At 45.8% G+C, this 21,591-nt stretch carries 19 protein-coding genes and 2 rRNA genes (1 of these 21 only partly in view); 13 read left to right on the forward strand and 8 right to left on the reverse strand.

Annotation, left to right across the window (positions count from 1 at the left end; genetic code table 11):
- Window positions 1–1,438: ribosomal RNA gene (locus tag PNC201_RS00525) — 23S ribosomal RNA — on the forward strand (it extends 1,447 nt beyond the left edge of the window).
- A gap of 116 nt (window positions 1,439–1,554) precedes the next feature.
- Window positions 1,555–1,668 (forward strand): 5S ribosomal RNA (rrf, locus tag PNC201_RS00530).
- A 214-nt stretch (window positions 1,669–1,882) separates the two neighbouring features.
- On the opposite strand, the gene PNC201_RS00535 is transcribed toward rrf, so the two are convergent.
- Window positions 1,883–2,728 (reverse strand): AraC family transcriptional regulator, encoded by an 846-nt coding sequence (locus PNC201_RS00535; RefSeq protein WP_233525196.1) that lies wholly within the window; start codon window positions 2,726–2,728, stop codon window positions 1,883–1,885.
- A gap of 47 nt (window positions 2,729–2,775) precedes the next feature.
- Between PNC201_RS00535 and PNC201_RS00540 the strand changes: the two genes are divergently transcribed.
- Window positions 2,776–3,948, forward strand: a complete 1,173-nt coding sequence (locus tag PNC201_RS00540) for an MFS transporter (protein ID WP_102055847.1) — start codon at window positions 2,776–2,778, stop codon at window positions 3,946–3,948.
- A gap of 34 nt (window positions 3,949–3,982) precedes the next feature.
- Here PNC201_RS00540 and PNC201_RS00545 read toward each other — a convergent pair whose 3' ends face one another.
- Window positions 3,983–4,636, reverse strand: a complete 654-nt coding sequence (locus PNC201_RS00545) for an XRE family transcriptional regulator (protein WP_010604302.1) — start codon at window positions 4,634–4,636, stop codon at window positions 3,983–3,985.
- Between the two features lie 272 nt (window positions 4,637–4,908).
- Between PNC201_RS00545 and PNC201_RS00550 the strand changes: the two genes are divergently transcribed.
- Window positions 4,909–6,321 carry a glycosyl hydrolase family 18 protein gene (locus PNC201_RS00550; RefSeq protein WP_102055848.1) on the forward strand — a complete coding sequence of 471 codons (1,413 nt, stop codon included), beginning with the start codon at window positions 4,909–4,911 and terminating at the stop codon, window positions 6,319–6,321.
- 125 nt (window positions 6,322–6,446) lie between these two features.
- Here the strand turns inward: PNC201_RS00550 and PNC201_RS00555 are convergent, their stop codons facing one another.
- Both PNC201_RS00555 and PNC201_RS00560 read right to left on the reverse strand, forming a co-directional pair.
- Entirely contained in the window at window positions 6,447–6,647 is a 201-nt protein-coding gene (locus PNC201_RS00555) for a hypothetical protein (RefSeq protein WP_010604304.1), read from the reverse strand.
- 115 nt (window positions 6,648–6,762) lie between these two features.
- Window positions 6,763–8,796 (reverse strand): glycoside hydrolase family 97 protein, encoded by a 2,034-nt coding sequence (locus PNC201_RS00560; protein WP_199539670.1) that lies wholly within the window; start codon window positions 8,794–8,796, stop codon window positions 6,763–6,765.
- Between the two features lie 201 nt (window positions 8,797–8,997).
- On the opposite strand from PNC201_RS00560, the gene PNC201_RS00565 reads away from it, so the two are divergent.
- Together PNC201_RS00565 and PNC201_RS00570 are read left to right on the forward strand one after the other, a co-directional pair.
- Window positions 8,998–9,645, forward strand: a complete 648-nt coding sequence (locus PNC201_RS00565) for a methylamine utilization protein (RefSeq protein ID WP_102055850.1) — start codon at window positions 8,998–9,000, stop codon at window positions 9,643–9,645.
- The gene (locus PNC201_RS00570; protein ID WP_102055851.1) at window positions 9,626–10,867 is read left to right on the forward strand and encodes a hypothetical protein; all 1,242 of its coding nucleotides are present in this window, start codon (window positions 9,626–9,628) and stop codon (window positions 10,865–10,867) included. The genes PNC201_RS00565 and PNC201_RS00570 overlap by 20 nt, the downstream gene beginning before the upstream one ends.
- 50 nt (window positions 10,868–10,917) lie before the next feature.
- On the opposite strand, the gene sthA is transcribed toward PNC201_RS00570, so the two are convergent.
- Window positions 10,918–12,354 carry a Si-specific NAD(P)(+) transhydrogenase gene (gene sthA / locus PNC201_RS00575; protein ID WP_102055852.1) on the reverse strand — a complete coding sequence of 479 codons (1,437 nt, stop codon included), beginning with the start codon at window positions 12,352–12,354 and terminating at the stop codon, window positions 10,918–10,920.
- A 35-nt stretch (window positions 12,355–12,389) separates the two neighbouring features.
- On the reverse strand, window positions 12,390–13,517 hold the full coding sequence (locus PNC201_RS00580; protein WP_010374369.1) for an acyl-CoA desaturase: 1,128 nt from the start codon (window positions 13,515–13,517) through the stop codon (window positions 12,390–12,392).
- Window positions 13,518–13,642: 125 nt separating this feature from the next.
- Between PNC201_RS00580 and fabR the strand changes: the two genes are divergently transcribed.
- The 6 genes from fabR (at window position 13,643) to PNC201_RS00610 (ending at window position 19,959) form a co-directional block, all read left to right on the forward strand.
- Entirely contained in the window at window positions 13,643–14,266 is a 624-nt protein-coding gene (gene fabR, locus PNC201_RS00585) for an HTH-type transcriptional repressor FabR (protein WP_010374371.1), read from the forward strand.
- A gap of 376 nt (window positions 14,267–14,642) precedes the next feature.
- A complete protein-coding gene (leuA, locus tag PNC201_RS00590; protein ID WP_102055853.1) occupies window positions 14,643–16,190 on the forward strand; it encodes a 2-isopropylmalate synthase in 1,548 nt (515 codons plus the stop codon).
- Window positions 16,187–17,263, forward strand: a complete 1,077-nt coding sequence (gene leuB / locus PNC201_RS00595; protein WP_045989497.1) for a 3-isopropylmalate dehydrogenase — start codon at window positions 16,187–16,189, stop codon at window positions 17,261–17,263. Before leuA ends, leuB begins: the two co-directional genes overlap by 4 nt.
- A gap of 15 nt (window positions 17,264–17,278) precedes the next feature.
- Window positions 17,279–18,682 carry a 3-isopropylmalate dehydratase large subunit gene (gene leuC / locus PNC201_RS00600; protein WP_102055854.1) on the forward strand — a complete coding sequence of 468 codons (1,404 nt, stop codon included), beginning with the start codon at window positions 17,279–17,281 and terminating at the stop codon, window positions 18,680–18,682.
- Window positions 18,679–19,278, forward strand: a complete 600-nt coding sequence (gene leuD, locus PNC201_RS00605) for a 3-isopropylmalate dehydratase small subunit (RefSeq protein ID WP_010604312.1) — start codon at window positions 18,679–18,681, stop codon at window positions 19,276–19,278. The genes leuC and leuD overlap by 4 nt, the downstream gene beginning before the upstream one ends.
- Window positions 19,279–19,365: 87 nt before the next feature.
- Window positions 19,366–19,959 carry a hypothetical protein gene (locus PNC201_RS00610; protein ID WP_102055855.1) on the forward strand — a complete coding sequence of 198 codons (594 nt, stop codon included), beginning with the start codon at window positions 19,366–19,368 and terminating at the stop codon, window positions 19,957–19,959.
- A gap of 211 nt (window positions 19,960–20,170) precedes the next feature.
- Here the strand turns inward: PNC201_RS00610 and PNC201_RS00615 are convergent, their stop codons facing one another.
- Window positions 20,171–20,545 (reverse strand): hypothetical protein, encoded by a 375-nt coding sequence (locus PNC201_RS00615; RefSeq protein ID WP_039494777.1) that lies wholly within the window; start codon window positions 20,543–20,545, stop codon window positions 20,171–20,173.
- A gap of 54 nt (window positions 20,546–20,599) precedes the next feature.
- Between PNC201_RS00615 and PNC201_RS00620 the strand changes: the two genes are divergently transcribed.
- Window positions 20,600–21,049, forward strand: coding sequence for a tellurite resistance TerB family protein (locus PNC201_RS00620; RefSeq protein ID WP_102055856.1), 450 nt, complete (start codon window positions 20,600–20,602; stop codon window positions 21,047–21,049).
- Between the two features lie 9 nt (window positions 21,050–21,058).
- Here the strand turns inward: PNC201_RS00620 and PNC201_RS00625 are convergent, their stop codons facing one another.
- Entirely contained in the window at window positions 21,059–21,571 is a 513-nt protein-coding gene (locus PNC201_RS00625; protein WP_010604316.1) for an RNA polymerase sigma factor, read from the reverse strand.
- Window positions 21,572–21,591: the final 20 nt, after the last annotated feature.

Genomic DNA, 21,591 nt, shown 5'->3' on the forward strand with positions numbered 1-21,591 from the left:
TGTGAAAGGCTGTAGGCTGGTGACTTAGGAAAATCCGGGTTGCYAAGGCTGAGAGTCGAGACGAGCCACTAAGGTGGTGAAGTTGTTGATGCCCTACTTCCAGGAAAAGCCTCTAAGCTTCAGTTCATACTGAATCGTACCCTAAACCGACACAGGTGGTCAGGTAGAGAATACTAAGGCGCTTGAGAGAACTCGGGTGAAGGAACTAGGCAAAATTGTACCGTAACTTCGGGAGAAGGTACGCTCTTGTTTGTGAAGGACTTGCTCTGTAAGCAAACGAGAGCCGCAGTGACCAGGTGGCTGGGACTGTTTATTAAAAACACAGCACTGTGCAAAATCGTAAGATGACGTATACGGTGTGACACCTGCCCGGTGCCGGAAGGTTAATTGATGGGGTTAGCTTAGGCGAAGCTCTTGATCGAAGCCCCGGTAAACGGCGGCCGTAACTATAACGGTCCTAAGGTAGCGAAATTCCTTGTCGGGTAAGTTCCGACCTGCACGAATGGTGTAACCATGGCCACGCTGTCTCCACCCGAGACTCAGTGAAATTGAAATCGCAGTGAAGATGCTGTGTACCCGCGGCTAGACGGAAAGACCCCGTGAACCTTTACTACAGCTTGGCACTGAACATTGACCCTACATGTGTAGGATAGGTGGGAGGCTTTGAAGCAGGAACGCTAGTTTCTGTGGAGCCGACCTTGAAATACCACCCTTGTAGTGTTGATGTTCTAACTTAGGCCCCTGAATCGGGGTTGAGGACAGTGCCTGGTGGGTAGTTTGACTGGGGCGGTCTCCTCCCAAAGAGTAACGGAGGAGCACGAAGGTTTGCTAAGTACGGTCGGACATCGTACGGTTAGTGTAATGGTAGAAGCAAGCTTAACTGCGAGACAGACACGTCGAGCAGGTACGAAAGTAGGTCATAGTGATCCGGTGGTTCTGAATGGAAGGGCCATCGCTCAACGGATAAAAGGTACTCCGGGGATAACAGGCTGATACCGCCCAAGAGTTCATATCGACGGCGGTGTTTGGCACCTCGATGTCGGCTCATCACATCCTGGGGCTGAAGTCGGTCCCAAGGGTATGGCTGTTCGCCATTTAAAGTGGTACGCGAGCTGGGTTTAGAACGTCGTGAGACAGTTCGGTCCCTATCTGCCGTGGGCGTTTGAGAATTGAGAGGGGCTGCTCCTAGTACGAGAGGACCGGAGTGGACGAACCGCTGGTGTTCGGGTTGTGATGCCAATTGCATTGCCCGGTAGCTACGTTCGGAACTGATAACCGCTGAAAGCATCTAAGCGGGAAGCAGGCCTCGAGATGAGTTCTCACTTTGACTTAGAGTCAACTGAAGGGCCGTTGAAGACTACAACGTTGATAGGCGAGATGTGGAAGTGCTGTGAGGCATTAAGCTAACTCGTACTAATTACCCGTGAGGCTTAACCATACAACGCCAAAGTGGTTTATAAGCGACAGAAGTTAATAGACTAAAGTAGACAAAGAATTTAATAGCTTTTTCCGGATTTATATTAATGAAGGATACTTCATTAATGAACAGAATTTCCTGATGACCATAGCGTTTTGGACCCACCTGACCCCATGCCGAACTCAGAAGTGAAACAAAACAGCGTCGATGATAGTGTGGGCTTCCCATGTGAAAGTAGAACATCGTCAGGGCCTTATAAGAAAAACCCGTTGCAGTAATGCGACGGGTTTTTTTGCTGTTTGGGGTATAGAGATTTGAGATTTAAAAATCTCGCGAGGTAAACTCGCTCCTACCATAGACTCGCTCCCACCACAGTATAAACATGTATCGTGGGAGACGGTTTACCCGCCGATTTGTGAATTCATAATATTCTGTGGGAAAGTATTTATTGATCCCAAATTACCATTACTTTTTAATGTACTGTCCCGGTGGTTTGCCAAAGACTTTTTTAAACGCATTGCTAAATGCGGCGGTAGATTCAAAACCCAAATATTCGGCTGCTTGTTGCTGAGAATATCCATCTTTCAAAAGCTCAATTGCTTTGATAGCTCTTAGTTTTTGGCGCCAATCACTGAAGCCCATCATAAAACATTTGTGGAATAAGCGGTTGAGTGTCCGGGTTGATGCGCCGACTTGATCACTCCAGGCCTCCAAGCTTATTTTGCATCCTGGATTTGTATGTAGCTCGGTCACAATGGGTAAGATCCGAGCATCCTGTGCACTTGGAATAAAAAAGTGGCACGTTGCAGCTGACGTTAGCCTATCAATAAAGACCGTAATAAATCGCTCTGTTTTTTCATCTAGGTGGTACTCTTCCTGCCAAGTACAGATCTCCAGTATAAATTGCTTCAGTAGTTCATCTACCGCAATTAGCTTCGCTTTATTCCCTAGCAACTCGGTGTATTTATTGTCGATATAGACACTACGAAAATCTCCACCGTAGCGACAATACGTCTCATGTGGAAGGCCAGGAGGTAGCCACAAAGCTTGGTCGGGAGGGATCACGAAAGTGCCTTCAGGAGTCACAATTGTAATGACTCCATTGCTTGTATATGCAAGCTGTCCCCACTCATGTTGGTGCCGTTGAACATGCTCCCACTCTGCTTTTTTTACCGCTCTTGGCAGGATTGGCCGGCCAAGTGTTGGCTTTAAGAAGCGCTTATATTTGGGTTGAATACGCCAAGGAGAAGTTGTCTGTTTTGATAAAAAACTTGGCATAATTGTGTATATCTGAAATTGACGTGTGGCCATATTATAGCCATAACTTTTTAATAGTTGTGCTTTATGTGGAGATAATCATGAAGAATGCCTCTCAAGGATGGCAAAGTCCTTTTAATTTCTTAGTGCTCGCTACCATTGTTATGGCAGTTACATTCGCAGGCTGGATGGCCATGCTCAATAACTTTGCGATTGAAGCCGCAAACTTCAATGGCGCTAATATGGGAATGTTGCAATCTCTGCGTGAGATCCCCGGATTTTTAGCGTTTACAGCGGTGTTTGTTTTATTGGTGTTAAAGGAGCAAACCTTCGCACTGATCAGTTTATGTTTGCTGTCGCTTGGCGTCGCCATTACCGGCTTGTTGCCTACTATTTATGGTTTGTATGCAACTACAGTGTTAATGTCGATAGGTTTTCACTATTTCGAGACGCTGAATCAATCTCTCAGTTTACAATGGTTCAATAAAGATGAGGCACCGGCCAAACTAGGTATCTTGCTCTCTATTAAATCCATCGCTTCTCTGATCACCTATGCGGTAATATGGCTGGGTTTTAGCTACTTCTCCGCAGACTATCAGTGGATGTATCTGCTTATTGGAGGGGTTGGCTTTATCATTGCGCTATTTATGTTTATCGGCTTTCCAACCTTTGAAATGCATACTACGCAGCATAAAAAGCTCATTTTGAGAAAAGAGTACAGCCTATATTACGCCTTGATTTTCTTCTCGGGCGCGAGAAGACAAATATTTATGGTGTTTGCGGGTTTCTTAATGGTGGAAAAATTTGGTTTTGATGTTGCACAGATCACCGCGCTTTATATGTTGAATCATTTGATAAACATATTTATCGCCCCCAAAATTGGTCAAATGATTGGGCATATTGGTGAGCGTAAAACACTGACAATCGAATATGTGGGACTCATTTTTGTATTTATTGGTTATGCATTGGTAGAGTCAGCAAGCTTTGCAGCAGCGCTTTATGTCATCGACCATCTGTTTTTTGCGATGGCCATTGCACTCAAAACTTATTTTCAAAAAATTGCTCGGCCAGAAGATATCGCAGCAACAGCAGGGGTTAGCTTTACTATTAACCATATTGCAGCAGTAGTGATCCCAGCAAGCTTTGGCTTAGTATGGTTATACGATCAATCCTTAGTGTTTTACTTTGGTGCTGCACTTGCGGTGTGCTCATTGGTGTTGAGTCAATTTGTGAATACAGCCAATGTGCAGGAAAAGCTGGCTAAATCCGTGTGATGCTCCAGCATCACACGAATAGTGACATTGCAGTTTAGATACTGCGACCACACCAAACAACACGCCCTGCAATGCCGTGACTGTCGGCATTATCAGCGGTGATCTCCCAGCTCGGGTAATCAGGGTTATCACTGATCACTTTGAGCTGAGAGTGCTTTTGTTGCACTCGCTTAGCCATGAGACCCTCTTCTGTTTGAATGATATAAACCGCATCTTTACTGGGTTGATTCTGTGAAAGGTCAACGAGTACCATGTCGCCGTCTAGCAACGTGGGCTGCATACTATCACCACGGATAGAGACAAAGGCGAGCTTCTCTGAATACACGCCAAGATGGGAGTTTAGCCAACGACGGTTGAGTGCAAACTGCTCGGTAACTTCTTCATGACCAATTACACTGCCCATACCTGCACTGGCCTCAATATCAAGTTTAGGTATGAGGGTAAGTTCATCTTTAAGCTGACCTTGTGGTTTATCTAAGGGTTGTTCACCGGTAAGTAACCAGTTCAGATCAACGGCAAATAGGCTATAAAGGTGCTCAAGATATATCATTGAAGGGCGACTTAAGCCGCGACAAATACGGTAAATATGGGAAGGGGATTTACCTGTTAACTGGGCAAATTGGCGCTTATTGCCGCCTGCAAATTGCTCGACTAAGGTTACAAATCGTCTTGAAAATGCCGTACTCATCTCTTAATTATTCTCTTTATAGCGCCTAAACCCGCAAGCATACTGAGCTAAGCCTTATCTGTACAGTCTCGCTGCACTAGTTGGACATTTTATAAACGAGCATAATCAAGGACGAATAATGGCCTAAAGAGAGGGGTTATTTCATTAGACTAAGGTCGTAGTGAGTTGGGTTGTACGAAATTTGTCCATGCTGGTAGGCTAGAATCGCAAGTTAACATTTATTTAAACTCGGCACGACTTGCTTTAGCCGACATACAACATGGAAAAAGGTAATGAAATATACAAATTTATTAATTGCACTTCCGCTCTTGGGCGCGATGGAAGTTGCACTGGCGGTTGACTGTAGCAACTTAACGCAATGGCAATCACAGCAGGTATATACAGGTGGTGATGCTGTCACCTATCAGTCAGCTAAATACACCGCGAAATGGTGGACACAAAACCAAAACCCAGCGCAAAATTCTAATACTTATGATGTCTGGCAAGCAAACGGTAGTTGTGATCCTGTAACGCCATTGCCCCAGGTTTCGGTCACCTCTCCAAGCAGTAACGCACGAGTGTTAGTGGGTTCATCAGTTAGCCTAGCTGCGGCGGTAAGCCATCCGCAAAACACGGCTATCGACAGTGTTGAATTCTATCTCGATGGCACGCTGGTCGCCTCTGACAACAGTGCACCTTATGAGGTGATGTGGCAAGCGCAGGGGCTAGGTAATCGCGCATTAACTGTCTCTGCAACTGATGTGTCTGGGGCACGAGGTGAATCGAGTGCGGTGAACTTCAGTGTCGTGTCTGACGAGGTTCCTCCTGGCGACCCTAATTTTAAAATTGTCGGCTACTTTCCAAGTTGGCAGGGTGCCGTGAGTGATATTCAGTTTGATAAACTCACCCATATCAATTACTCATTTTTACTACCCAATGCAGATGGCACACTGAGACCACTTGAAAATTTGAGCAAAATGACAGCGCTAGTAAATTCGGCTCATGCCAACAATGTGAAAGTGGGAATTGCCATTGGTGGCTGGAACGGGGGGGACGATAGTGCATTCGAGACATTCGCCAGTTCACAGCAAGGTAGAGCCCGTTTCGTGCAAGAGGTCATTGCGTTTGTAGAGCAGCATAATCTAGATGGTGTTGATATGGATTGGGAATATCCAGATCCCGGTGCTTCAGCAAATAACTATGCATTACTGATGAAGGAACTAAGCGTTGAGTTACGCGCCAGAGGTAAATTCTTGACGGCAGCTGTGGTGGCGCTTGGTTATACTGGTGGTGGCGTGTTGGAATCTGTATTCCAAGATATCGACTTTTTAAATTTGATGGCGTACGACGCGAACAATACTGATCATGCTTCTATGCAATACGCCAAAGACTCAATAGCTTACTGGCAAGGTCGTGGGCTTAGTAAAGAAAAAACGGTATTAGGCGTACCATTTTATGCAAGACCTACTTGGAAAGCGTATCGCACCTTACTGCAGGAGAACCCTGCCAATGCCTGTCGCGATAGTGATGGTAGCAGCTACTACAATGGTATCCCGACGATCCGCGCAAAAACGCAGTACGCTAAGCTCAATGCCGGTGGCATTATGAATTGGGAGCTATCCCATGACAGTAATGGCCCTGCGTCGCTATTAACAGCGAAATGGGAAGTTGCTAATGGTGTAACACCAAGCTATCAATGTCAGTAAATTATTACTTATAACTCAGCTCGGCGGCGAGTGAGAGCTGGCCGTTGAGCATATAGAGAGTTTGACTGAGAAATAGGCTAACTACATATTTTTATAATATCTAGCCTATATATGGTGGGAAATGCTTATAAACAGCGTTCCATTACGCTGCAGGTAACAGCCGGTGAACTTGGACGTTGGCACCAGTAATCGTTATTAGTCGTTTCGCACATAACGCCGGTTTCTGGTCCTCTACCACCGGCTGCTTGCGGTGTGAGCTTTGCGGCTAGTTGACTCTGTTGATAGTCTAATTGTTTTAGTTTTTTCTTTGCTAGGGTAAGTTTCATATTATTTTCCTTTGAAATAAGAATGTCTTAATAGACTATTTCACCCTACTGTATAGTTTACTAAATGTACAGATTAAAGCGGTGACTACCCAGCTGTTGGGTAGTCACCTTATGTTTAAAGCGCTTTAAAACGAATAGCAACGCCGCCGCCAGCAGCCAGTTTTAATATCAGTTTGTCGGCACTTGTTACCTTTTTGCGGTAAATATTCATTTCATACGGGTTTTGTTTCCATTCGGCTTTATTACCGTCCGCGTAGATTTGCGCTTCAAAGGTTTTACCTGACTCAAGGAAATCTAAAGTAATAGGAATTTCTCTTGCTTCCTCGTCAGTTACTGCGCCTAAGAACCAATCGTTACCACTATATTGTTTATGCTTGCGCTCCTTTCTGGCAAAGACAACATAGTCACCCACTTCTCCTGCAAGTGCGATACTGTGTTCCCAGTCGGTGGGTACGTCTTTAATAAACTGAAAAGCATCTGGCTTAGCGAGGTAATTTTCTGGCAAATCGGCCGCCATTTGAATTGGACTATAAAGCACAACATAAAGCGCTAATTGTTTGGCGAGGGTGGTTTGTGGGCGGTTGGTTTTATCGCCAAGGCCGTTGAAGCCCATGTCAAAAATACCCGGAGTAAAGTCCATAGGGCCTGCTAACATGCGGGTAAAGGCAAGCATTGGCACATGCTCTGGTGGGTTTGGTGGCGTGCCCCATGCGTTGAACTCTTGCCCTCTTGCACCCTCTCTCGCGATCCAGTTTGGATAGGTACGACGCAGGCCGGTATCTTTGATTGGTTCATGTGTATTGATACTGATCTTGTGCTTGGCCGCAAGTTTGACGTTGTCTAAGTACTCATTTGCCATAAATTGACCGTCGTGCCATTCGAATCTGGCATTGCCCTTGGCATCAATGCGTTTGATGTTGCCACCATCGGCTACGTAACCGGTTTTAACTTGGCGAACGCCTGCTTTTTCGTAGAGTGCGAAAGCCGCCTCCATTTGATTGCGATAGTTGCTGACGTTACCAGACGTCTCGTGATGACCTATTAGGCGTGTACCTACTTTTTCTCCGTGCTTGGCTATTTCATCAATATTAAAGTCAGCATAGGCGTCGGTAAAGCTAAAGACATCACCGTTGAAGAACCAGTCGCCATCCCAGCCGATGTTCCACCCTTCAACCAACACGCCATCAAAGCCATGGTCAGCGGCAAAGCTCAAATATTCTTTAGTACGCGCCGTAGTCGCTCCATGTTTATCGCCGCTGCCCCAGGTATTTTTGTTGATGTGCATGCCCCACCAAATGCCGATGTATTTACCCGGCTCAACCCAAGATACATCGCCGAGCTTATTTGGTTCGTTGAGGTTTAAAATAAGGTGAGAGTTCAACAAGTCGGTGGCTTCATCGCCTATTTGCAGGGTGCGCCAAGGTGTATTGAACTTACCATTGGTTTTGACAGCAACGCCGTCTGACCAAGGTGTTAGATCGGCAACAAATGTTCCTGGGCGACGCTGGTTTAAGGTCATGCCCGCATAGTCAATTAGGGCCGCTTCATGCACACTGATATGAACCCCGTCTTGATTCTTTAAAGTAAATGGGGTGTGCACATGTGGGGCATCGTGCAGTGGTGTGGTGTTGTATACATATTCATAGCGATTCCAGCCACGAGCAGGGATCCACCACGCTGTACTTTTATCACTTTGTGCAAAGGCGAATTCGGTCAATTCTCTGGTGATATTAAGCGCTTGATTTTGAGCAACCTCATAGCGAAAGCCGACACCGTCATCAAATACTTTTACACGCACAGTATATTGCGGCGATTTGTCTGCCTGCTTAGCAAAGGTGACAGCAAGCTCATTGTGCTTATCTTGGATCACTCGGGCTTCGCCCCAAGGCTGTTGCCAACTGCTATCGACGCTATTACGCTGATGTGTGGTGATACTTAAGCCATCGCGCATCGATGCAGCTGTTGCGAAATCAAAACCAAGTTTAGACGGTTGAATAATGGTTTTGTTGTTAAAGCTGACTTGGTAGGTCGGCTGGCTATTATCATCACTCAAGGTAAAAGTGATTTTGCCATCTGGCGAACTCACAGCTAAAGATGCGGCAAAGCTCGTAGTCGTAAACAAGCTTAATCCGATCAGGGAAAGTGACATGGGGCGCATAGTTTTTCCTTCTTGTTGTCGGCACGAAAATTCGTGTTCTTTTGCACATAAGCTAAGCTTACTGTTGTATGCTAACGTTCACGTAAAAGTTGCATACGTATTCATGCTGTAAATGCGATGAATGTAATAATTATTCCGCTCGGTCTAGTGTAGACAAGCTAAGAAAAATAATAAGGATAGGTTGAACTGCTTATGCTAAACCTAACAATTTTTGGGCGTATTGCTGTTGTGATGGCAATGCTACAAGCCGGTCTAGTCAATGCCCTTGAAGTGCAAATAGTCGATGCTGATAAACAGCCGCTCGCGAATGCCGCGGTGTGGTTGCAAGGAGATAGCTTTGATAACAAAAGAACGATGCTAGATTATAAAATGGAGCAAAAGGATAAGGCGTTTGTGCCCCATATCTTGATGGTGCAAGCTGGCACCCAAGTCTCGTTTCCGAATTTAGATCCTATTCTGCACCACGTCTATTCGTTCTCTGCTGCAAAGCCGTTCGAGCTTAAGTTGTATCGCGATGACCCGAAACAAGTATTATTTGATCAAACTGGTGTGGTTGAGCTTGGCTGCAATATTCACGATTGGATGCTGGGTTATATCGTGGTTGTAGATAGCCCATTATTTGCGGTAACGGATAGCAGCGGCAAAGTATCAATCGACCTAGGTGCTCAGCAAGCCAGCGCACTAAAGCTGAATGTATGGCATGAAAGATTCGAAAATATAGACAAAATAGAACAGCATCCGCTCTCCATCGTGAATAACACTCAAGCAATTACCTATCAAATTAAGCAAACACTGGTTGCTCCACTTCAGGATTTCTCCGATGGCTTCGATGATTACTAAGCTAAGCGCCGCTTTGGCATTATTCGCCATAGGGCAAGCAGGTGCCGTTGAGATTTCTGGACAAGGGCAACTGCAAACGACCTGGCAGCATGATGATAATCGTAAAGCTTGGTATCAGCCTGGATGGGGCGTTACGCGTTTTGGGAAAGGGGAGTCAGATATTACGCTTAGTCGAGGCGCTATTGATTGGCGTGTAGATTTTGCTAGCGCTTGGTCTTTGCACGGGGTAACACAGTATGTGCCAGACCCAGATGACAAGCTCGGTTTTACAGAACTGTATTTGCAATATCGAACACTACCCAAAAATGGCCATCGCTTGATTGTTCGAGCTGGTGGCTTCTATCCGAAGTTTTCTATTGAGAACCCAGATATTGGTTGGTCATCACCCTATACATACCAGTATTCGGCTATTAACGCTTGGATAGGTGAGGAAGTGCGGGTATTTGGCGGTGAAGTCGCGATTGAGCAGCCGCAGACGCGCCGTAGCCGAGGTCAGGGATTCAAAGGTGTGTTTGGTGTTTTTAAGGGGAATGATCCGGCTGGCACTTTACTCGCATGGCGAGGCTTTACCGTGCATGATAGGCAGTCGGTGTTTAACGAAAGTCTCCCCTTTGCCGCGGTAGAGTCGTTGAACACACCGCAGCTACAACATCAAGCACAGCATGTTGAACCGTTTTCGGAAGTAGATGGCCGATTTGGTTATTATCTTGGATATCATCGCGAATTTTCAAACCGCAGTGAGATCAATGTCTATTGGTACGATAATAATGGCGATCCAAGTAAGATTAACTACCGAACTGGGCAGTATGCGTGGGACACTAAATTTATTAGTGCAGCTTGGCGTTACAAGTTAACCCCGCAGACGCATATACTCGTACAAGGCATGCTGGGTAATACCGCCATGGGTGTCAATCGCGGCGTTGATAATGACTTTAATAGTTGGTTTTTGCTACTCACACATCAGCGTGATGAGTGGCGCTTTTCCTTACGGGGGGAGCAGTTCAAAGTCATCGACAAAGATGATTGGCAGTTCGACCCAAACCAAAGTGATGGCCATGCACTGACCGCTACAGTGAAGTATCGAATTAATAGCAATTGGCTGGTGGGCGGTGAGTTTTTGAGTCTGACAACCACAGTTGCAAACCGCGAGGCCTTTAACGGAAAGCCCAAGCAAAGCGATAATGTGTGGCGACTCAGTGCGGAGTATCGTTTTAATTTATAACAATAAACGTGACGCCCAAGGTGTCACGCTTATTCATGCCATACGATACGTTAGTCCAGTAGACGATTAATGCCGTTTAAGGCTGCAACGCGATAGGCTTCGGCCATTGTTGGGTAGTTAAAGGTAGTATTGATAAAGTACTCGATATTATTACCCGTTCCTTTTTGTTCCATAATGGCTTGGCCGATATGGATGATCTCGGATGCACGTTCACCAAAGCAGTGAATACCTAATATCTCTTTGGTTTCTGCATGGAACAAAATTTTCAAGCTGCCGACTTCAGTGCCTGTGATCTGTGCACGAGCCAAATGTTTAAACTGGGCGCGACCCACTTCATAGGGAATGCGCGCAGCGGTGAGTTCTTGCTCAGTTTTACCAACAGAGCTCATTTCTGGAATGGTGTAAATGCCGGTTGGGATATCGGTGATCAAACGATCATCACAGGCACCATGCACAATCGCATTGGCCGCAATACGCCCTTGATCGAACGCCGCACTGGCTAGGCTGGGATAGCCAATCACATCTCCTACTGCGAAAATATTATCCACTTCAGTTTGATAGTGTTCGTTGACTTTAAGCTGGCCACGGCTATCAGCCTTTAGACCTACGCTTGCAAGGTTGAGTGTTTCGGTATTACCGGAGCGGCCATTGGCCCATAAAATGCAGTCTGCGCGTACTTTCTTGCCAGACTGTAGATGCACAATAACCCCTTTGTCATGGGTCTCTACTTTCGCAAACTCTTCGTTATGGCGAATAACAATACCATTATTCCAAAAATGGTAACTGAGTGCGTCAGAGATCTCGGCATCCATGAAGGCCAGTAAGCGGTCGCGGGTATTGATAAGATCTACCTTTGCGCCCAGTCCTTTAAAGATTGATGCATATTCACAGCCTATGACCCCTGCGCCGTATATCAATACGCGCTGAGGATTATGCTCAAGGCTTAAAATAGTGTCACTGTCGTAGACGCGAGGGTGGTTAAAATCAACGCCTGGTGGGCGGTATGGACGCGAGCCTGTGGCTATTACAATGGTTTTAGCGGTGAGTAACTCTTGCGAACCATCTTGGTGAATGACTTGTACTGTATGCGCGTCAACAAAGCTGGCATCTCCTTGAAACAAGTGGATGCGGTTACGACCATAAAAGCTAGAACGCAATGTTGACTGTTTTGAGATCACATCACTGGCATGGTGCAAAATATCTTGAAAGGTATGGCGCTGCGGGCGCTCGGTAAAACGATAAAGTGGATTCGCTTTATACTCAATTAAACGACTGACAGAATGGCGAAGCGCTTTTGAGGGAATGGTGCCCCAGTGAACGCAGCCACCGCCAACTGCATGCTGGCGTTCGATAACCGCGACTTTCTTACCACTTTTAGAGAGGTTCATGGCGGCGCCTTCGCCGCCAGGTCCGGTGCCTATAATAATGGCATCGTATTGATAGGATTGTGGAACAGTTTCGGTTTTTTCTGCAGCTTTTTTGCTCACGGCCTCACCCCTTTAGTTATTGAGGCCGCTGAACGTTATGCCGTTTTCAGTAGCCTCGAATTTAGTGCAATCCAAGCTTGTTTTTGGCTTTCCCAAGCTTGTTCTAGCTCTTTATATTGTTGCATCAGTGCGGAATGTTCGCACTGTGCAAGTACTGCCTCTTTCTTCGCTTCGAGTACCTGCTTTTGCACAGTACAGTAGTTTTGAAGCTTTTTAAGAAGTAAATCATACTCTTGTTGTAACAATGTAAGCTTATCTTGCGCCAAAGGCAATTTTGCGAGACTGACTTTAGTCTTATTCAACAAGGTCTCCGCTTTGGCTTTTTCAATGCGCTCAACCGGAGTGCGTTTTAGCTTACTGGCAAGGCCTAGTGCTGCAAAAGTGCGGATCAGCCATTTAGTTGGGTCATAGTGATACCAGCGAATACCATTACGGTAGTCGCTGGCAAAAATATGATGAAAGTTATGGTAGCCTTCACCGTAAGTGAATAGGGCTAGCAAACCATTGTCTCGCGCGGTATTTTTTTCGGTGTAAGGACGACTACCCCAAATGTGCGCCAGTGAATTGATAAAGAAGGTAAAGTGTTGACTGAGTACGAGTCTGAGTACGCCCGCAAGTAACAACATGCCAAACACATTTCCGAGTAATAAACCTAGCACTAACGGGATGCCGATATTCGTAAGTAACACCAATTTCATATAGTGCTTGTGTTGCCACATCACGATAGGGTTACGTTGTAAGTCTCTGGCGTTATTATAATCACCGTAAGTCTCGCCTTGATAATCTCTCAGCATCCAACCGATATGGCTATACCAGAAGCCTCGTGTTGCGGCGTACGGATCTTTTACTGGGTCGTCGACTTGGCCGTGGTGTACACGGTGATCGCTACTCCAATGTAATATACTGTTTTGTAACGCGAATGCGCCACCCAACGCAAAAATAACTTGAATCACAGGATGGGCGTCATAGGCTTTATGCGCCCATAAACGGTGATACCCTGCGGTGATCGACAGACCGGCGTAAAACATACAGGCAACAAAAGCTACCCAGTGGCTGGTGGTATAGCCGTATTCAAAGCCATACCAAGGCACCAAAGTGATCGCAGCTAAAAACGATAAGCTAAAGAACAGCACATTGGTCCATAAAATGGGTGGTTTTTTCATCAATTAATCTCAAAATCTAATTTCAGCGTACAACTGTACGCTAAAATAGTATTTCATTCTTGCTGCGTCAAGGTTTAGACTGCGGTTTATTGTTCTTATTTTTCGAAGCGAATTGGGGAAAGTCCATGGCTGGTGTACGCGCCCAACAAAAACAGAAGACCCGTCAAGCGCTTATCGAAGCGGCATTTAATCAACTAAGTGCTGAGCATAGTTTCTCGAATTTAAGCCTGCGTGAAGTCGCGCGAGAGGCGGGTATCGCACCTACTTCTTTTTATCGACATTTTAAGGATATGAACGAGCTCGGGCTGACTATGGTAGATGAAGCGGGTTTAACCTTGCGACAATTAATGCGCCAAGCAAGACGTCGCATCGCTAAAGGTGGTAGCGTGATCAATACTTCTGTGCACACCTTCATGGAATTTATTGAGCAGTCGAGCAACCAATTTCGTTTATTACTGCGTGAACGTTCGGGTACGTCACCTGCGTTTCGTGCCGCCGTGGCTAGAGAAATCAAACATTTTATCTTAGAGCTTGCTCATTACCTTGAAACAGAAACGGGAGTAGATACCCATCACGCCCACATGCAGGCTGAAGCAATGGTCACCTTAGTATTTAGCTCTGGTGCTGAGGCTTTGGATCAAGACCCCCCACAACGCGCTGAACTGACCGAGCGTTTGAAGTGGCAGTTGCGGTATATCGCAAAAGGTGCCTCTGGTTATGCAAAACATCCAGAACCAATAAAAAAATAGCCTAAATTGGCTATTTTTTTATTGGTAATTAAAATTCAAAAATACCCTGCTCACTTCATATCCTATCTGTGTTCACTTCTGATCTTGAAATGTATTTTCTAAATTTGGCGTTATTGTGATTTTATTTGCCAATAAATCGAGATTTAAACTCTATTTTTGGGATAATTTATGCTTGATTGTCGCTTTTGAAGCATGTTAAAACATAACCAATTCATCAACAGGAACACTTAGCTCAATGAAAATGACTGCGCGTATTTCACTCCTTCTTAACCTCCTACTGGTAAACCAGAGGGGTGGGGTGTAATTGCGCGAATTGAGCGACATTTACTGTAGACACCCCGCACTTGCGGGGTTTTTTTTGGCTGAGGATAAGGGTATGCAAGATAAAGTCTGGATTTTCGATACAACATTAAGGGACGGTGAGCAGGCGTTAAAAGCCAGCTTAACAGAAGAAGATAAAATACAGCTGGCGCATACCATTAGTCGTCTCAATGTGGATGTTATGGAAGTGGGTTTTCCAGTATCAAGTCCGGCTGATTTTCGTGCGGTACAACGCATTGCTGCCGAGGTAAAAGGTCCAGCGATTTGTGGCCTTGCGCGTGCGGTTAGTAAAGATATCGACGCATGTGGCGAAGCCCTTAAAGGCGCTGAGCAGCGCCGCATTCACACCTTTATCGCAACCAGCCCTCTGCACCTAGAACATAAGTTAAGAATGAGTCTAGATGATGCGACTAGCATGGCGATTAAGGCCATTTCTCAAGCCAGAAAGTACACTGATGATGTTGAGTTTTCATGTGAAGACGCCGGCCGTACGCCACACTCAGACCTGTGTCGTATTGTTGAAGCGGCGATTAATGCCGGTGCATCTACGATTAACTTGCCTGATACCGTAGGTTATGTCACACCAGACGAGTATGCAGCGATGATTTACCATATTCGTAATAATGTGCCTAACATCGACAAAGCCAGACTAAGTGTCCATTGTCACAACGATTTAGGACTTGCGGTGGCAAACTCAATCGCGGCGGTACAAGCCGGTGCAAGACAAATCGAATGTACCATCAATGGTATTGGTGAGCGTGCAGGTAACTGCTCACTAGAAGAAGTGGCGATGATCATGAAGATGCGTCAAGACCACCTAAAAGTGCACACCGATATTCGTAGCGAAGAGATTTATCGCGCGTCACGTCAAGTTGCTAAAATCTGCAATATGCCGGTGCAGCCAAACAAGGCAATTGTAGGCGAAAATGCCTTTGCACATAGCTCGGGTATTCACCAAGACGGCGTCTTAAAAGCACAAAACACCTATGAAATCATGGCACCAGAAACCGTTGGTGTGCCGAGTAATCAGTTAAATATGACTTCACGCTCTGGCCGACATGTTATCGAGCATCGTCTTACCGAGCTTGGCTATCAGAAATCGGATTACGATATGGATAGCCTGTATGAAAGCTTCTTGGCGTTAGCCGATCAAAAGGGCACGGTTTACGACTATGACCTTGAAGCGATGATTTATTTCAACCAAATCAAAGATAAAGACGAGCGCTACCAATTACAGTTCGTCAATGCATCTTCTAACTCTCAATCTATCGCGAGCGCGACTGTGGGGATTGCCTTGAATGGTGAGCTTAAGCAAGAAGCGGCAACCGGCAACGGTCCTGTGGAAGCGGCGTTTGTAGCTATCGAGCGTATCACTGGCATGGCGGTGGAAGTGGTGGAATATAACCTTGATGCGACGGGTAAAGGGGCAAGTTCACTGGGCCAAGTCGATATTATTGCCAAGTTTGATGGTAAGCAATATCACGGTGTGGGACTTGCGGCCGACATCGTCGAAGCGTCAGTGAGAGCCATGATCCGAGTATATAACCTAATTGATAGAGCACAAAAAGTGTCTAGCCTAAAACAACAAAGGAAAGCAGGATGAGTCAAACAAACTACAAAATCGCAGTATTAGCTGGAGATGGAATTGGTCCAGAAGTGATGCAAGCCGCTGAGCTGGTATTAGATAAAGTGGCGACTAAGTTCAACTTTGCTTTAGAAAAATCACCACAAGCGATTGGTGGTGCGGCCATAGACCAATTTGGTGAAGCCTTACCCGCGGCGACATTGGCCGCATGTGAAGCCGCTGATGCGATTTTATTTGGCTCTGTGGGTGGGCCTAAGTGGGAGCATTTACCACCAAATGAGCAACCAGAGCGGGCATCCTTATTACCGCTTAGAAAGCACTTTCAGCTATTTTGTAATCTGCGTCCTGCGCAGCTATTACCCGCATTAAGCGCTGCCTCTCCACTACGCAGTGACATTAGCCAGCAAGGTTTTGATATTTTATGCGTCCGTGAGCTTACTGGCGGAATTTATTTTGGCGAAAAAGGTCGCCAAGGTGAGGGCGAAAGCGAGTCGGCGTTTGATACGCAAACCTATTCGCGCAAAGAAATCGAACGCATCGCCCGTTTTGCTTTTGATGCAGCGAGACTTAGAAGCAATCATGTGACTTCTGTAGACAAAGCCAACGTGCTGGCAACCAGTGTACTGTGGCGTGAAGTGGTCAATGAAGTCGCGAAAGAATACCCAGATGTGGCGCTTGATCACATCTATATCGACAACGCTGCGATGCAGTTGGTAAAGCAACCAAGCCAGTTTGATGTGCTACTGTGCGACAACCTGTTTGGTGACATCCTTTCTGATGAATGTGCAATGATCACGGGTTCCATGGGGTTATTACCATCGGCAAGTCTAAATCAATCGGGTTTTGGCTTATATGAGCCAGCGGGCGGCTCAGCACCAGATATCGCCGGTAAAGGAGTGGCAAACCCAATCGCACAAATCTTAAGTGCCGCGCTGATGCTACGTTATTCATTGGGGCAAGACGAAGCGGCACGCGCAATTGAAAAGGCAGTAGCAGAGGCGGTGAAAGATGGTGTAGGTACACCGGATATCTATCCTCAAGCAGGATTTACTACTATGGATGTCGCGCAAGCGATCGTCGACAGGGTTTAATAAAGGTAAGAGCAAGTGGCAAAAACATTATACGATAAAATTTGGCAATCCCATGTGGTTGCTAAATTAAACGAGCAAACCGATCTCTTGTACATTGACCGTCATCTAGTACACGAAGTCACTTCACCGCAGGCATTTGCGGGCTTAAGAGAGCAGAATCGTCCGGTAAGGTGTCCAGAAAAAACCTTTGCGACAATGGATCATAATGTCTCGACCAAGAGCCGTTCGATTGATGCTGCCAGTGAGGTGAGCAAAAACCAGCTACAAGCGTTGGCACAAAACTGTGAAGAGTTCGGCATTGTACTTTACGATTTAAATTCGATTAACCAAGGTATAGTGCACGTAATGGGACCTGAGCAAGGGATCACTTTGCCGGGTACAACGATTGTATGTGGCGATAGCCATACCTCAACGCATGGTGCATTTGGTGCGCTGGCTCACGGTATTGGTACATCAGAGGTTGAACACGTGCTGGCCACGCAAACATTACAACAGAAAAAAGCCAAATCGTTAAAAATTCAAGTGAATGGCGTATTGCGCCCGACCGTGACTGCAAAAGACTTGATCCTCGCTGTGATTGGGCAATTAGGCACAGCTGGTGGCACTGGTTATGTGGCTGAGTTTTGTGGGACGGGGATCGAAGCGCTGTCGATGGAAGCGCGGATGACGCTCTGTAATATGAGTATTGAAATGGGGGCGAAAGCTGGCTTGATCGCACCTGACGAGAAAACCTTTGCGTATTTACGTGGTCGCCCATTTGCACCTCAAGGCGAAGACTTTGATGCTGCGGTGCGCTATTGGCAAACCTTGCATAGCGACCCGGATGCTGAATTTGATCGTGTCGTGGAGCTGGATGCTGACAGTGTACAACCTCAAGTAACCTGGGGGACCAGTCCAGAGCAAGTCATTGGTATTAATGACTTAGTACCGAACCCTGACGATGAACCTAATTTAGTCAAAGCGGATGCGATGCGCAGCGCGCTGAAATATATGGGCCTCGCAGCAGGACAAAGGCTAAGCGATGCCAAAGTCGACACCGTATTTATTGGCTCTTGCACCAATAGTCGTATTGAAGATTTGCGTGCGGCGGCACAAGTGGTGGCAGGCAAGCACGTAGCGGCAGGCGTTGAAGCGCTAATCGTCCCAGGATCTGGATTAGTAAAGCAGCAAGCCGAACAAGAGGGCTTAGCCGATATTTTTAAAGCTGCGGGGTTTGAGTGGCGAGAACCGGGCTGCTCTATGTGCTTGGCGATGAACGATGATCGGCTTGGCGCAGAAAAACGCTGTGCATCGACCTCAAACCGTAACTTTGAAGGGCGTCAAGGGCGAGGCGGTCGTACGCATTTGGTGAGTCCAGCAATGGCTGCCGCAGCGGCAATTGCAGGTCACTTTACTGATATTCGAGGAGAGGCGTCATGAGCGTGTTTCATCAGGGCCTAGTTGCGCCATTAGACAAAAACAATGTTGATACAGACCAAATTATTCCCAAGCAGTTTTTAACTTCAACCAGCCGCGATGGGTTTGATAAAGCGCTGTTTTATGATTGGCGCTATCTTGACGATGGCCAGCCAGATCCGAATTTTGTACTTAACTATCGACAATATCGGGGCGCGTCAATCTTGTTAACGCGTGACAACTTTGGTTGTGGCTCGTCTCGTGAGCATGCTCCTTGGGCACTAAAACAATATGGTTTTACCGTGATCCTAGCCGAGAGTTTTGCCGATATCTTTTTTAACAATTGTGGTAATAACCAAATGCTTTGCATTGCGTTACCAGCCAGCACGTTAGATACGCTCTTCGATGCATGTGAGCAACAATCACAAGTGCATTTGAGTATTGACCTAGAAGCGCAGCAGATAAGCGGAGCGGGTATTGCACCAATTGACTTTGAGGTGCGAGAAGACATCAAAGCACGCCTCTTGAGTGGCCTTGACTTTATCGGTGAGACCGAATTATTAAATGCCCAAATTGATGCCTTTGAGCAGCAGCTTGCTACGACAAGACCTTGGCAATAATAGCTGTTTACTCAATTTAGTCGAATAATTTTGCCACAAAGCCAGAAGCTGATTAAGCTCTGGCTTTATTTGTTTTAGGTGTCTCTAATGAAAAAATTAACTTTAGCGCTACTCGTAACCTTGAGCTGTGCAGCCTTCGCGCGTCCTGCCCCGCTGGTTTCCATCCCAAGCCATGATGCATTTTTTGACGCTATTAAAGCGCATTGTGGTAAAGCCTACGAAGGCAAAGTAATGGTGGATAATCAAGGCCCAAGCAGCTTTAGCGATGCGCGTCTTGTGATGCACGTTCGTAAATGTGGCGACGCTGAGCTTCAAGTCCCATTTCATGTAGGAAAAGATGCTTCAAGAACTTGGATCATCACCAAAACAGGGAGTGGTTTGAGCTTAAAGCACGATCACCGCCATGAAGATGGCAGTGACGATGTTTCTACTATGTATGGTGGTCATACCCTAGATGCGGGATTTAATACCGTGCAGTCGTTCCCTGCTGATGAATACTCAAAACAGTTATTTGTCCAGCAAGGGATCCCACAGTCAGTCGGAAATACATGGCAGATGTATATCTATCCGGAGCAGTTTACCTATCGTTTAGTGCGTGAAGGGCGAGAGTTCCGAGTGGACTTTGATTTAACAAAACCGGTAACCGCACCAAAAGCGCCTTGGGGATATAATACCAATTGAATTAATTCTCTAATCAATTTGAAGGGTGAAATATCATATTAGCTTCGTTAAAAATTTCTCATTTAGAACAACTAAATAGCAAAATTTTTGCCTAGCTACTAAAACTATTTTCCCGCTTCAAAATAGATCATTTACTTAATACAACTGGTATAAAGACTAAACCCAGAGCGGGTTACTGAAAAAGATTTATAGCGCTAACAAAAATGTGTGGCTATTTGGCCACACATTTTACGTCTACTGTTAAGTCATTCTGGTAAGGTCTTGGCTCTAATGGCATCTTATCAAAGCCTTGGACGCCACCAAGTAATGTCAATTGTGGGTTACTGCCTTGGCATAAGCGTTTGGCATGGCGCAGCAAAAATACGCTTTGTTGCCTAAAATGCGCATAACTATCTGGCTTAATTGCCAGTCGAAAGTGGTCATCGTTATACGTGGTTTGCTCATAATGTACTTTGTGGTCAAAGTCATAGAGCTTTTCAGGTTCGCCTCGTGGAACCGGTGTATATTGGCATGCCGAGAGCAATGTTGCACCTACGACTAGGGAACTTAGCTTTAATGAATTTAGTCTCAATGATAACTTACGCATAACCGTCCTTTTAGTCTGCTACATTTACAGTATATCACATGGGAGATTAGCCACTTGCTTAACCAACTTAAAAAACTATTTCAAAGCTTGCAGGAGTCGTCACCGAAACAAGAAATCGACTTTAATACCGCGCTTGCTGCATTACTGGTTGAAGTGATGCGAGCGGACGGCAAACTACAACAGTCGGAGTTCGATAAAATTGCGGAGCTACTCAAAACACGTTGTGAATTGCCTGAACCACAAGTCAGTGCACTGATAACGCAAGCACAGCAATTGGTGGAACAGGCGGTAGATATGTATTCTTTTGCCAAGCAAGTGAATAACCACACCAGCGACATTGAGCGCATCGAGGTCATTGAACTATTGTGGCACGTTGCTTATGCAGATGGTGAACTCGACAGCCATGAAGACCATATCATTCGGAAAATAGCCGGGCTGTTTTATGTTGCCCACCCTGATTTCATTGCTGCGAAGCTACGAGTACAACAATCAGCTAGTGTATAATCCTCTATTCTAGTGAGCTAAAAACTCCTTTTGGCAGCTGTGTACAGCCTCTTTTATCATAAAGTTAACCAAGGTTGGTGAGATTTTATAAAGCTTCGCAATTTCTTTTTGTTTGAATCGACCAGTACGATAAAAGCTAATGATATTTTGATGGCGAGTTGACAGTTTTTGGATTGTTGAGTCCATGCGTCTATCCAGTTGCGCCGACTCGACTTTGTTTTCGATATCTGAATCTGTGTCTGACATGTACTCTACATGCGTTGCCTCAAGGGCAACTAAGCTTTCTCGACTTTGCTTTCTAAGCATATCGATTGCAATATTCCTAGCCACTTGGAAGCAGAAACTCGTTGTGTTATTGATTTGCGCATTTTGTGTATGTGACATGCTGCTAAGACGGATAAAAGTGTCCTGTAACGCATCTTCGGCAAGATAGGGGCATTTTAAGATACTGTTGAGATACGCGAGTACCTTCCCTTTGTTGTCTGAAATAACGTTAGCCCACTTGATAGCAAACTTGGACACAGATCACACTCCTATGTTAA

Origin of the sequence: Pseudoalteromonas sp. NC201, assembly GCF_002850255.1 — a bacterium.
Taxonomy (GTDB): Bacteria; Pseudomonadota; Gammaproteobacteria; order Enterobacterales; family Alteromonadaceae; genus Pseudoalteromonas.